The 12,351-nt window shown below is 50.3% G+C and carries 17 protein-coding genes; 4 read left to right on the top strand and 13 right to left on the bottom strand.

Features of this window, described 5'->3' with window-relative positions; genetic code table 11:
* Window positions 1-26 precede the first annotated feature (26 nt).
* A complete protein-coding gene (locus tag MET42_RS0111635; RefSeq protein WP_019883191.1) occupies window positions 27-602 on the top strand; it encodes an MOSC domain-containing protein in 576 nt (191 codons plus the stop codon).
* 199 nt (window positions 603-801) lie between these two features.
* Window positions 802-1,053: a hypothetical protein gene (locus MET42_RS0111640; RefSeq protein ID WP_019883192.1), complete on the top strand. Its 252-nt coding sequence runs from the start codon at window positions 802-804 to the stop codon at window positions 1,051-1,053.
* A gap of 74 nt (window positions 1,054-1,127) precedes the next feature.
* Here the strand turns inward: MET42_RS0111640 and MET42_RS0111645 are convergent, their stop codons facing one another.
* The 4 genes from MET42_RS0111645 to MET42_RS0111660 all read right to left on the bottom strand — a co-directional run bounded on the left by MET42_RS0111645 (window position 1,128) and on the right by MET42_RS0111660 (window position 4,180).
* The gene (locus MET42_RS0111645) at window positions 1,128-2,003 is read right to left on the bottom strand and encodes an alpha/beta fold hydrolase (RefSeq protein WP_019883193.1); all 876 of its coding nucleotides are present in this window, start codon (window positions 2,001-2,003) and stop codon (window positions 1,128-1,130) included.
* Between the two features lie 2 nt (window positions 2,004-2,005).
* Entirely contained in the window at window positions 2,006-2,626 is a 621-nt protein-coding gene (locus MET42_RS0111650; RefSeq protein WP_019883194.1) for a LexA family transcriptional regulator, read from the bottom strand.
* Between the two features lie 165 nt (window positions 2,627-2,791).
* Window positions 2,792-3,166, bottom strand: a complete 375-nt coding sequence (locus tag MET42_RS0111655) for a DsrE family protein (protein ID WP_019883195.1) — start codon at window positions 3,164-3,166, stop codon at window positions 2,792-2,794.
* Window positions 3,167-3,277: 111 nt separating this feature from the next.
* Window positions 3,278-4,180: a LysR family transcriptional regulator gene (locus tag MET42_RS0111660; protein WP_019883197.1), complete on the bottom strand. Its 903-nt coding sequence runs from the start codon at window positions 4,178-4,180 to the stop codon at window positions 3,278-3,280.
* Window positions 4,181-4,301: 121 nt separating this feature from the next.
* Between MET42_RS0111660 and MET42_RS0111665 the strand changes: the two genes are divergently transcribed.
* Entirely contained in the window at window positions 4,302-4,937 is a 636-nt protein-coding gene (locus tag MET42_RS0111665) for a pyridoxamine 5'-phosphate oxidase family protein (protein ID WP_019883199.1), read from the top strand.
* A gap of 81 nt (window positions 4,938-5,018) precedes the next feature.
* Here MET42_RS0111665 and MET42_RS0111670 read toward each other — a convergent pair whose 3' ends face one another.
* Window positions 5,019-5,396, bottom strand: a complete 378-nt coding sequence (locus tag MET42_RS0111670; protein WP_019883201.1) for a DUF6232 family protein — start codon at window positions 5,394-5,396, stop codon at window positions 5,019-5,021.
* 163 nt (window positions 5,397-5,559) lie between these two features.
* On the opposite strand from MET42_RS0111670, the gene MET42_RS0111675 reads away from it, so the two are divergent.
* Window positions 5,560-5,949: a hypothetical protein gene (locus MET42_RS0111675; RefSeq protein WP_019883202.1), complete on the top strand. Its 390-nt coding sequence runs from the start codon at window positions 5,560-5,562 to the stop codon at window positions 5,947-5,949.
* A gap of 11 nt (window positions 5,950-5,960) precedes the next feature.
* On the opposite strand, the gene MET42_RS0111680 is transcribed toward MET42_RS0111675, so the two are convergent.
* From MET42_RS0111680 to mauG, 8 genes are all read right to left on the bottom strand, one after another.
* Window positions 5,961-6,419, bottom strand: a complete 459-nt coding sequence (locus MET42_RS0111680) for a DUF6232 family protein (RefSeq protein WP_019883203.1) — start codon at window positions 6,417-6,419, stop codon at window positions 5,961-5,963.
* A 344-nt stretch (window positions 6,420-6,763) separates the two neighbouring features.
* Window positions 6,764-7,834 carry a sensor domain-containing diguanylate cyclase gene (locus MET42_RS14960; protein ID WP_019883204.1) on the bottom strand — a complete coding sequence of 357 codons (1,071 nt, stop codon included), beginning with the start codon at window positions 7,832-7,834 and terminating at the stop codon, window positions 6,764-6,766.
* Window positions 7,835-7,882: 48 nt separating this feature from the next.
* On the bottom strand, window positions 7,883-8,662 hold the full coding sequence (locus MET42_RS14965) for a GAF domain-containing protein (protein ID WP_019883205.1): 780 nt from the start codon (window positions 8,660-8,662) through the stop codon (window positions 7,883-7,885).
* Window positions 8,663-8,847: 185 nt separating this feature from the next.
* Window positions 8,848-9,192 (bottom strand): c-type cytochrome, encoded by a 345-nt coding sequence (locus MET42_RS14435; RefSeq protein WP_051089056.1) that lies wholly within the window; start codon window positions 9,190-9,192, stop codon window positions 8,848-8,850.
* 109 nt (window positions 9,193-9,301) lie between these two features.
* Entirely contained in the window at window positions 9,302-10,150 is an 849-nt protein-coding gene (gene napH / locus MET42_RS0111700; protein ID WP_029512422.1) for a quinol dehydrogenase ferredoxin subunit NapH, read from the bottom strand.
* Between the two features lie 4 nt (window positions 10,151-10,154).
* Window positions 10,155-10,835, bottom strand: a complete 681-nt coding sequence (gene napG, locus MET42_RS0111705; protein ID WP_019883209.1) for a ferredoxin-type protein NapG — start codon at window positions 10,833-10,835, stop codon at window positions 10,155-10,157.
* Complete coding sequence (locus MET42_RS0111710) at window positions 10,798-11,295, bottom strand: methylamine utilization protein (RefSeq protein ID WP_232411538.1); 498 nt, start codon at window positions 11,293-11,295, stop codon at window positions 10,798-10,800. The genes napG and MET42_RS0111710 overlap by 38 nt, the downstream gene beginning before the upstream one ends.
* 48 nt (window positions 11,296-11,343) lie before the next feature.
* Window positions 11,344-12,351 (bottom strand): tryptophan tryptophylquinone biosynthesis enzyme MauG, encoded by a 1,008-nt coding sequence (mauG, locus tag MET42_RS0111715; protein ID WP_232411540.1) that lies wholly within the window; start codon window positions 12,349-12,351, stop codon window positions 11,344-11,346.

Genomic DNA, 12,351 nt, shown 5'->3' on the forward strand with positions numbered 1-12,351 from the left:
TTTACCAACAATCCACACGAGCATTCATGCAAACCGTTACCCTGCGTCAATTGACTCAACATTTTAGCCAGCATGGGCGGCTGGATGCCATTTACTTGCGTCCTGGTCGTGGCCAGCCTTGTTTGCTACAAGATCAAGTGCATGCCACTGCCAACCTTGGATTACAGGGAGATCGCGCAAGTTTGCGCCAGTCATCGGCTCCGAATGGAAGTAAACGACAAGTAACATTGCTGCAAGCAGAGCATTTACCAGTGATAGCAGCGTTCACGGGTCACTTACAGATTGATCCGGCTTTGCTCAGGCGTAATTTGATTGTTTCCGGCATCAATCTGCTGGCGACAAAATCGCTATTTAAAGATCAGCCATTGCATCTATTGATCGGTAATGTAGTGTTGGAGATAACAGGCCCTTGTGAGCCCTGCTCAAAAATGGAACAAGTGCTAGGGGCAGGCGGTTACAACGCTATGCGCGGCCATGGCGGTATAACGGCGCGCATTCTGCGCGGTGGTCTGTTACATACTGGAGATACTGTACAGGTCGTTGTAGGGACTGACACTGATACACCTCAGCAATCCTCCCTATCCCTTTTCGGCAATGACTAGCAATAGGTTTCAACTGTCACTCAATCCAACGAAGTCTTAATTGACCAGTGCCCACTTTCATATTCTCGACAGATGGCCAGTTAATTAGTGGTGATGTATATCCGTGCTCCTTACTATCCACACTCTCATAAAAACTTAGCTAGGTGTTTCCTTGTATTTCGCCTATAGTCACCGCACATTATTTGATGAAGGACGCGGTATGAAAAAACTATTAGTCACTGTTCAGCTGGAAATGGATGTACCTGATACTTGGAATCTGGTCGAGCACCCGGACGATGTGCAAGCAATTAAGCTTGAAGATGGGCGATTTATGTACATGAGCTTTTTGCCCATGTTTACCACAGATGCCAATGCGGGGGCAGAATGGTCTAGCGAGTGCACGGATGCATTCAGTGATGAGATTTTGGACATGGTGGCGGATGAAGAAGTGTTAATGAAGTTTGAGTCTTGAATCGCCATTCATTCTCTATTTTTTCACCAGCCGATGGTGAACTCACCACACCTCAACTGAAGCAGCCTCCCGACCTAATAAGCACTTGCGGCACTGACTGAAAAACTGCCTGGCGCCTTCAGGGGCCGGGTAGGTGTGAATGTTGGTTTTAAGAATGTATGAATCGCAGCCGCTAAACGTTCAGGCTCATCATATGGCAGCCCATGCCCAACATCAGGAATTAACTTGTATTGCAGGTCTGGGTTGAGTACGTGTAACTCACGCGCGGTTTCAGTAGAAACAATGCCTTCGCTGCCAAGCACTAACAGGGTCGGCACATAAATATTCCGAACCAGTTCATCAAACTCCGGGTGTGGCGGAATCAGCACATCGAAAGCACGCGGATTGGTGCGGAACCTGGCTTGAACCATATGTTCCAGCAGCTCAGATGAGCGATAGCGATATCTGGCTTTGGCTTCTTTAAACAAGTCTGTTTTGCTGGACCGCAATATCTGGCGGTGCTGTTTAACCGCCTCACGCTCATCCAGCTGACCTTGCCACTCAGGGCTGATAAATGTCGGGTCGGTCAGCACAATGCCTTCAATCGCAAAGCCTAAGCGGCTGGCAACCATGGCGGCGGTCATGCCGCCCATTGAGTGGCCGAGCAGGTAAGGCGATTGAATGTCTAGCGTTCTGATCAGTTCGATCACGTCATTGGCGTGGTCTTGATAGGTGTATCCATGCAGAGGAGCACTTGACTGACCATGGCCGCGCGCATCCGGCATGATGATGTCAAAGTGGTCTTCAAGCTCACGTGCCAATTGTGACCAGCACGCGCCACTCGCGGTGAGATCATGCAGCGCGATCAAGGTGGGCTTGTTGCCGCCTGTTCTTAAATAGTGAATATTGATGCCGTTTGCCCGGCACACGGCATTCGTCCAGTTGGCTGAAATAATGTTTTTACGGGTCATGATTAAAACTTTCTGAAAGAACCGGTGACGACACCCCAGATGGCGAACTGCATTCTGCCCTGGATGAGGATGGGTTCATATTTACCTGAGGAGTTGGCCGGCAATAGCTTGGGATCACCATTCTTCTGTTTGGCTAAGGTCTTGATGGTGAACTCGCCATCAATCATGGCCAGCACGATGTCACCTATGGAGGCCTGCTTTCTTTTATTCACAATCGCTTTATCGCCGGGTAGCAAGCCCGCTTCGATCATCGACTCCCCCTGGATCGTGACAAAAAAGGTATTTGCCGGGTCATCAATCAGATAGCCATTAGGGTCCATACGCGACTCTTCATCGCTATCTGCCGGCGATGGCAAACCAGCGGGCACCTTGGACTGATACAGTGGCAGGCTTAAGTTATCCAGCTCTTCACATAGCTGCGTAAACTCCGCAATACTATCCAGCTGGCCTTCCAGTTGTTGAAGGCGTTGCTTCTTCGCATACGCCTCCAGAAAATTGGCGATGACCGGCTTTTGGCTGTCAGGCACACGGATGACACTGGTATTTTCCTTATAGGTACCCGTCCCAAGCTTGCGTCCTGAACCAGGCCGTTTGCCACCATTTTTTTTGTCTTCACTGTCCATGGATTTTATTGTAACAACAATCAGTTTTTATTGTAACAAAAATCAGATTATTTTATGTAAATAGTCTGACATCACCCGAGAACGGCAAATCAAGGCTGCAAAATGGTCAATGCGATGACAGCCAGCCCCTTTCAACAGGGGCCCGGCTGCGAGGTTTCACGATCATCAAAAACTGAAAATCGTGTACCCGTCATGTGATAACTGGGCAATGCTTGGCAGCCCCGAGGTTCCCGGCACACTGTTATCCGTCACCAGATTAAAACCATTCGCCTCAGCATCCTCGCGCGCACCGAAGACATCGGCGCACCCGCACGAAACGCCAACCGTCACGTCAGAAACTGCGGCATATAGTTGATAGAGCGGATGGCCGACTTTAGTCAGATGGCTGACCCAGCGCGTGCCGGTGCCTTGAAAATAAATAGCGACGTCTATGTTGTTTTGCTTGAAGTCGTAGGCGGCTGCTAGGCCATTGAATGCGCGGCCAAGTGCCTCTTCGCCGCCGTGTGTTGGGTCTGAAAAAATAATGATAGCTGCTTTCATAGTGATCTCCTTTGATCTGGTCATGTCATTGATTGACAGCCGGATTCTAGGTACAGAAGGCAGCAAGAAAAACTACTCAGGGGGAAATGGATTGTTTCGCCTAGCGTAAGATCACTTGGGATTTAAGGTGGGATGGCTGCGTAAATTTTCGACCATCTCGTCTATAAAGCTACGGACTTTGGAAGAGCCTAATTTGTCTTCCCGGTGCACGACATGTACCGGCCAGGGGGCTTCTTCAAAAGTTTCAAGGATCAGTCGCAATGCCTTATTTTCTACTTCACTCCATACCTGATATGAAAGCAATCGCGCGATACCTAAACCACCTGCTGCAGCGGCTAAGGCCGCATCATTGCTGGTGACGGTCAATCGCGGATCCATCCTCAGCAATAAAGGCTCGCCATTAGATTGCTCACTATGAGATCGAAAATGCCACTCAGTATGCGGTGAAACGGCGCTTGATGAGATGATGGAATGCTTTGAAAGGTCAGCAGGCAGCTTGGGCGTGCCGGACTTTTCGAGATAAGCGGGCGATGCACATAACACACGCCTGACCTCCCCCACTTTGATGGCCCGCAGCCCGGAATCAGGCAAGTGACCAATACGGATCGCCACATCCATGCCTTCATCCACCAGGTTGGTCACGCGGTCGACCAAATGCGCAATGATTTTGACCTGCGGATAGCGTTGCATATAGTCAATAATGCATGGCATGACGAACATGCGGCCGAACATCACCGGCGCCGTGATCGACAGCGTACCGCGTGGCGTGGCATTACTCTCGGCGACGGCCTCATTCGCCTCTGCGATACTCACCAGGATGGCGCGTACATGCTCGTAATACTGGCGGCCTGCGTCCGTGAAGCGCACATTGCGCGTCGTTCTTTGTAACAGCCTGGCGCCTAACTGCTCCTCTAGGGCAACCACAGCACGCGTCACCGCCGCTGGAGAAATATCCAGCTTGCGTGAGGCTGCCGCAAATCCGCCCTCTTCGGCCACGCTCGCAAACACACGCATTAAGTGAAACTGGTCGATAGTATTTCTCCTGATGAAATAATGTATTGCAGCTAGCCCTGATTCTCTCATTCGCATTATTGACTAGAATTTGTCCATACGTAAACAAAGCCAGGAGAAAATCATGACGACACATTTGCTTGCAGATTTCGCGTCCCCCAGCGATATCGCGTTCACCCCGGCGGTGAAAGCCAGGCAAGAACAACATGGCTCAAGAGCGGGCTATGCGAAATTCGAGAGTACGCGCGGCTGGGAGTCCCGTGTCACGCCTGTGCTTGCCGACTTTATTGCTGAGCAAACCAGCATGTATATGGCTACCGCCAATGCCCAGGGGCAACCTTATATGCAGCATCGCGGCGGCCCGCGTGGTTTTTTACATGTGCTCGACGAGCAAACACTGGCCTTTGCGGATTATGCCGGTAACAAGCAATACATCACTGCGGGTAATCTGGATGAAAATCCGAAAGCCCAGCTATTTCTGATGGATTATGCCAATGCGCAACGCATCAAAATCTGGGGAGAAGCTAAAGTGGTGACAGACGACCGTGACTTGGCAGCTCGCGTCTATTCGCCGGATTATCAGGCAAGGGTGGAGCGTGTGATTGTGTTTACGATCAAGGCCTGGGATGCGAACTGCCCTAAACATATCCCCAAGCTGTTGAAAGTAGAGGATGTCATACCAGCGATTCAGGCGCGTGATCAAAAGATTGCCGCTTTGGAGGCGCGATTGAAAGAGTTAGAGCAGAAACTCGCGGGGTGATAAGCGTCAGTGTTATATCAGTCTGCGCTTCATGATTGAATGGCTGCGGGAAACGCAGCCATTCAACAACTTAAAGAGTCCCTAGCTGGCATCGCCTCTTAAAGCAATCGCTACATTCAAAGCTGTGAGCACGTTTTCTGCGTCCAAGCTGTTTTCGCTGACTAATGCCTGATGTTCACCTGCTGGCGTGTGGATGACGATTGAATATCTGGGCGTGGCTAAAAACCACAGCACACCGCCATAAATGATTGAAAAAATACCCACCAGCGGCAAGCTGCCACTGCCGAACAACAGCGCCAGGCCACCGAATAGGCATACGCGGGCAAAACCAAGTTGCGGTTTGAGGATTCTGCGCTCTATCGTGGTCACGCTTTTAATGGCGATGGTTTTACCGTTAACAATAAAGCGACTGTTACTCACGCTGACGCCTTGATGGCTGAAATAGATTGCTTCTTCCATAGCGCATCTCCATTGTTATCAATGAATAAAATTTTAACACGAAAATATCAATAATTAACTATTAATAACAATTTAGCGGGGCTTTTTGGTGACCAGTAACCGCTATACTTGCCTTGAATAAGGTGCAAACCCTGTGCTGGCACAGACATATAAGGATAGCGATATGCATCAAAAAACGTTTCTGGCAAAAGATGGCCAGACTTATACCCTGAATCTCAACGAAACAGGCGAGGAAATTGTTGTCTTACTCGATCACGAGCAGGTCGGTGTGATTGATTTTCAGTTTAGCAAAGGCATACAAGGTGCCGAGAGCTACCTGATCACCGTGCTGGACCTGGAAAAGTGCAAACGCAAAGGCATAGGCGAAGCCTCACTCAGGTTTCATCAAGCCGTTTTCCGCCGTCCGTTAAGGGCCAATGGCGACATTCGGGAAGGCAGGCAATCGCAAGAAAGCCAGCTGACAAAAGAAGGCAGCGGCTTTATTGGCCATATGCGCGCCAAAGGCGTGATCGAACTGATCGATTTTCACGGCGCCTTCAGTGAAGACGAGTAGCAAGCACCGCCTCACTCAATCAGTGGCGGTGACATCGGTGGAAAATCCGTATGCGTGACGTGAGATGATCCTCGCACAGGCACAGAACCACTCACCGCAGACACGCCTCGATTAATCAAGGCAGCATCCAGCGCCCGAATAACCTGCTCAATATAGCTGCTATTGTGATCTTTCAGTACCTTATGCTCGCCCGTGGCAGTCTTTATCACCACAACATAGCTCGTTTTGACAAACAGCCACGTCATCACACCAAGCGCGATTAAACAACCGCCCACGACAAATAGCGCGCCTTCGGTCAGCAGAAATAATAATCCGATAGAGAGGATGAAAACCGCCAGACTTCGCGGCGGCTCAACCACGCCCAGCCGTACTGAAATGATGTCACGTATATTGTATATATAACCGCTCGCGATAAAGCGGCTGTCGCTGATGATGACACCACCATCGCTGAAAAATACTTTTCTATCCATGGCTTGCTCCTTTAGAGCTATCTAGACGGGGGCGAGTCAGGGATGAAAGAGCAGCAATCACGAAGACACCCACGCACACTGCGTGTTACGTTGTGAATCTATACGACTCAAACGCATGCCACTGAAGTAAAAGCGCTACTAGGGAAGCACGAGCAAGAGGCTTAAAACGACAAATAAAGACAATGACTTAAGTGAGAAGACCTCAAACGACCACAAAGAGGAGAAGGTAAGACGATATCCGAGAGGGTTTCAATTCACTATACGCCCATGCAAGATGTCATGTGCATTATTTTCATACGTTAAGATGACTGGCAGTGGCATGTCTACCCTGCCTCAATAATGATCTACACTGTTTCAACCATAAACACACCATTTTTACCGTTTTTCTTGGCGGTATACATGGCCTTGTCCGCTTGCCGGATAAGCTCGGTGGGTTGCGTTTCCTGAGAATGCTCACTGGTGTAATAAGCAATACCAATACTGACGGTGATATTTAAGGTCACCTGGTTAAAGTGAAATGGTTCTGAGATCGTATGCAGAATTTTTTCTGCAATTCTGGTCGCGTCAGAAACTTGACTGACCCCTTCCAGCACAATAATAAACTCGTCACCGGCATAGCGGGCAACCGTGTCAGACTGACGCGTGGACTTATCTATCCTGTTGGCAACCTCGCGCAACAGCATATCGCCGACATTGTGGCCATAAGTATCATTCACCGATTTAAAACCATCCAGGTCAACAAACAAAATAGACAGCGTAGTTTGATTGGCTTTGGCACGTTGCACCGCAATAGGCAGTATCTCTTCCAGCTTGCGCCGGTTGGGCAGGCCGGTTAAGGGGTCATTGCGGGCTTCGTTTTTGAGTAGACTTTCCAGTTGTTTTCTATCGGTAATATCCCTGAGAAACGAGGTAAACAGCGTTTGATCATTGATCTCCAGCACATTCACCTGCAACTCTATCGGGATACGCACGCCATCTTTCCTCATCGCTTCAAGCTCGATGCGCTTGCCCATCATGTCTGACTGTTTTTCCAGTGCAAACCGCCGCATGCCTGCCTGATGTGCCTGCTGCAACTCATTAGGAATAATCAGCTTATCCAGCTTGCGACCGATCGCCTCCTCATCGCCCCAGCCGAATATATGCTCCGCCTGCTTATTCCAGGCTTTGACAATGCCTTCTGCATCCATGCACACGTAGGCGTCGTTGGCGTTATCTAAAATGGTGCGCAGCTCTAACTCTGCATTTTGTAACAGCTGCTCCGAGGCCGCTTTTTCCTGATAGGCCGCCAGCATGGATTTGTTTGCCTGTTTAAGCTCTTCAGTACGCTGGCTGACTTTCTCTTCCAGCGTTTTACGTAACAAGGTCAGCGCCGCTTCTGTTTCTTTGGCACTTTGGATATCTTTGACAATCGCCACAAAATAATCGAGTTCGCCCGCGGGGTTTAACTGCTTGGTGACAGTCAGTTAAACCCACACCGGCTCACCACTTTTTTTCACGTATCTTTTTTCAAGCTGATAACGATTTAACTTACCGGCGACTAATTGATCCAGCAGATTTAAATCAGTGTTTAAATCCTCAGGCAAAGTAATATCCTGAAATGTCAGCGGCAATAACTCCGCCTTGGAATAGTCAACGATTCGGCATAACTCTTCGTTCACTTCTAACCAACTGCCGTTTGGCTTCACCATGGCAATGCCAATGGCTGCATTTTCAAATAGGGTTTTAAATTTGCTTTCAGAGCTTTGAAGCGATTGTTTGGCTGCCAGCATGCGCTCACGGAACTGCAACTCACGCGTCGCAAGATGTGCCAGGTCATTCAGCGCAGCCAACTCTTTTTCAGTAGGTTTTTTAGGTTTTTCATCAATGACGCATAGTGTGCCCAGCGCATAACCTTCCAGGCTTTTGATCGGGATGCCGGCATAAAAACGGATATTGGGGGCATTCAACACCAGCGGATTTTTGGCAAAGCGCTCATCGGTCAGCGCATTCTCAACAATCAGCTGCTCACCGCTTTCAACCGCGTGCGTGCAAAAAGAAATATCGCGTGCGGTTTCTGACACCTCAACCCCGTGTTTGGACTTAAACCATTGCCGATGTTCATCCACCAGTGAAATCAGCGAGATCGGTGTATCAAGAATGGTCGAGGCAACCCTGGTAATGGTGTCGAAAAAATCCTCAGGCGCAGAGTCGAGCAGCCCTAGGGCGTAGAGTTTTTCTAATCTTCGCTGTTCATCATTCACCATTTTTGTACTCACATATTGAGCGGCATTCAATACCTGAAATAACGTCACGCCAACGATAAAATTAACGCTTTTTAGCTAAAAATCTTTGCGCAAATACTGAACATAGCAAGAAACGCAGCTCCATGCCAGCAACAGATGTAAAAAAACGGGGCAATTGCCCCGTCAGAATGGATATCAACCATTTTTTATAGAGAAGTAATCCACTGCACCACTTCTTTGAATTCCTCATCGCTCAATTTGCCAGCATTAGGCGGCATAGGCAACACGCCCCAATTGCCACGTCCGCCTGTTTTAATTTTTTCGATCAATGTCGCCTGCACATCCTGGCCTTTATATTTGGCAGAAACATCTTTAAATGCCGGGCCAACCTTGCGGCTATCGACATTGTGGCAAGCCAGGCAACCGCCTTTGTCTGCCAGTGCCGCACCATCAGCCCAGGCTGCTTGTGAGGCCAAACCCAGCGCTGCGACAAACAGCAAACTGGTGAGGGTGGTCACGGGTAACCATGCTTGTTTTGATTGAGTGTTCATCATGAAATCCAGTGTATTTGGTAAGAGAATTCTAATGGTCAGCGCGGGCGTCTGATGGCAAAAATCGGCATCACTTGGCATCTGCGTCATACGGTTGAAACAAGCACGGCTAGTGCTCACTCACCACAGAAATGCCTTTGAACTCGCCCTGTTTTTTAAAGCTGAGATTCATCGCTAAAGCCCCCGTCGAACACTGGTCCAGGCAAGCCCCGCAGCGGGTGCAATCACCTGACGTGACAAAAGCCGCTTTCTTCGCTACCACAGGTGCCAGCACATGTGGCTCCGGGCAGACCTTGATGCATTCAGCACAACCGTGACAAGCCCCCAGCTGGGTAGCTTTGACGCGTAAACGACCCATTCGCCCCAGCTCGGAATAAAACGCACCGACCGGGCAAATATGGCTGCACCAGCCACGGCGCGTCACAAACACATCGAACAGGAAAATACTGGCTAGCACCGTTGCGCCTGCGACTGAACCCCACATCAGTTCGCGCTGGAACAAGGTGATCGGATTGATCGTCTCCCAGGCCAGGGTGCCGGAAAGCAGTGACAGCAGCAGCGATAACCCCAATATCGCCACGCGCAGGTTTTTTGAGAGCGTGAAATTGCTTTTGATATTTAACTTTTGTCGTACCCAGTAAGACAAATCCGTCACCAGGTTAATCGGGCATACCCAACTGCAGTAAATGCGCCCGCCCAGAAGCAGGTAAAACACGGCCACGATAGCCACACCGATCAGCGCTGCCTTGCCCAAAGGAGCACCAGCGAATAGTGATTGCAGCCAGATATAAGGATCCGTCAGGCCAATACCGAACCAGACGCTGGAGGACAGATTGCCTTGTGCAAAATAGCCACCGGCTGGCAATTCAACGGCAAAAGCGGCAATAATCAGTAACTGAATGATACGCCGACTGAACAGCCAGCGATTGCGGTAGAGCATGGCTTGCAGACGTCGCATAGGCTTACCAGCGGCCCACCGATTGCGCACCTTCAACGCCTAAACCCAATTCACGCGGCAACACGCGTATGGCCGCCTCAGATAGCACGCAGTGTTTTTCACAGGTGCCGCAGCCGGTGCACTTACTGCTATCTACCGTAGGAATCTGCAATACACCGCGTTCGTTTTTAATCGGCTTTAACGAGATGGCTTCCCCAATAATCGGGCATACGCGCACACAAATACTGCAGGTAAGGCCTTTGTAATTGAGGCAGGTCTCATGCCCGACCAGCACCGCGACGCCCATATCAGCTTTTTTGATATCAGTCAGCAAGGGACTGAGCGCTCCCGTCGGACAGGCACGCGCACAAGGGATATCGGGACACATGCGGCAAGGGTCATTGCGGCCGACAAAATAAGGTGTGCCGGTGGGCGCCGGATCACTCCAGCTGGCCAGGTGCAAAATGTCATAGGGGCAGGCTTCTACGCACAGACCACAGCGGATACAGGCGGCATTGAACTCCAGCTCTGGCAAGGCGCCTGGTGGCCGCAGCACGTTGGCCGCACGCGCCGGACGCGAATCCAGTACCGCTTTGCCAAACATGGTAATGACGGTCGCCGCGCCTAACTGGCGGAAAATCTTGCGAAAAACCTTACGCCGTTCAGGCTCAGCGATTTCGGCTGCTACAGATATTTTGTCGGCCATCGAGAATCTCCTGACGAGTGAACCTAGGTAAGTCAGACTTAGAAACAGAAGAAGACGTGTTCGCCGCATTTATAAGCAAATTGGCGCGAATAATCGGATGTATCCAGCATTGCAGCACAAACTCGCCTTTGGCATCCGCTGGCACCTGCCAGTGTACGGTGGTGCCCGGGGTTTGCACGCCCATATTCACCATGGTTCCGTCCGGGTAAGTCACATAAATACTGTGCGAAATATCTGAACGGTTGCGGATGGTAATGGTGTCGCCTGGCTGTGGTACAAAATCCACAGGCGCGAACTCATGGTCAGATAGCGTCATGGCATGACTGGTAATGATGTGATTATTCGCACGGCTCATGGGCGCATGACTGGGCGTGCTACAGCTGGCCAGGTAAAACGCCAGCAATATGAGCAAGGCATACATGCCAATCCAGGTGGAGAGTTTGCGCGATATATTCATCATTAAGGGCACATGCGTTTTCATCTGTTTTTTTGCCATCATTCAGGATGACTACTGTGGCATCATCGGCGCTTGAATATTCAAGGCACCACCATCCAGGCTTTGGATAAACGCAATCAGGTCACTTTCTTCCAGATCGGATAATTCAAACTTCTGCATATCCTTGGAAAGACTCTCACGCTGAATGGCTTCACTTTTGTAATGCTTGATCACTGTTTTCAGGCCACGGATGGAACCATCATGCATATACGGCCCTTCAATCGACAGGTCACGTAAAGACGGGGTTTTAAAGGCATGCTGCATCAAGGTCACCTGCGCGGGTACTTTGGCACCACGACCTAAATCTTTGCTTGGCAAGCCGATGTCATGAAAACTGTCGTCGGTAAACCGCCATGCGCTATGGCAAGCGGCACAATTAGCTTTATTTTTATCGTTAAACACGACAAATCCACGCTTGGCCTGCTCACTGATGGCCTGCTCGTCGCCTTCTACCCAGCGGTCAAACGGCGCCGGATTCGACACCAGCGTACGCTGGAAACTGGCCAGTGCCTGCGTGATGCGCTGCTGGTTAATACTGTCATCGCCAAAAGCCTGGGTAAACAAAAGTCGGTAACCCTGGATTTGCTGTAAACGCCCCACCAGGCTGGTGAGGTCAAAATTCATTTCATGTGCCGTGGTAATCGGCAACACAGCCTGCGCTTCGAGGGTCGCTGCACGGCCATCCCACATGAGTGCACTTAACCAGGCACTGTTTAATACCGTCGGCGTGCGACGGGCATTGCTGACGCCTTCTGCCTGCAACGGCAAGTTGCGGCCATCACTCCAGCGCTGGTCTGGTGAATGACAGGTGGCACAAGCCATCCCGCCTGACCTTGAAAGGCGCTGATCGAAAAACAGGGTTTTTCCCAGCGTGGCTTTTTCCAGGGTCAGGGGGTTAGACAGGGGTGATGGAATACTGTCTGGCCGCTTGAATTTTTCCCTCGGAGGAAGATCGGCGGACCAGGCAGTATTCACCACCATCAGCGTGCTTATGATTAGAACCCAGTTTCTAAACCACAT

It is taken from the genome of Methylophilus sp. 42 (assembly GCF_000384155.1).
In the GTDB taxonomy this organism is placed as follows: domain Bacteria; phylum Pseudomonadota; class Gammaproteobacteria; order Burkholderiales; family Methylophilaceae; genus Methylophilus.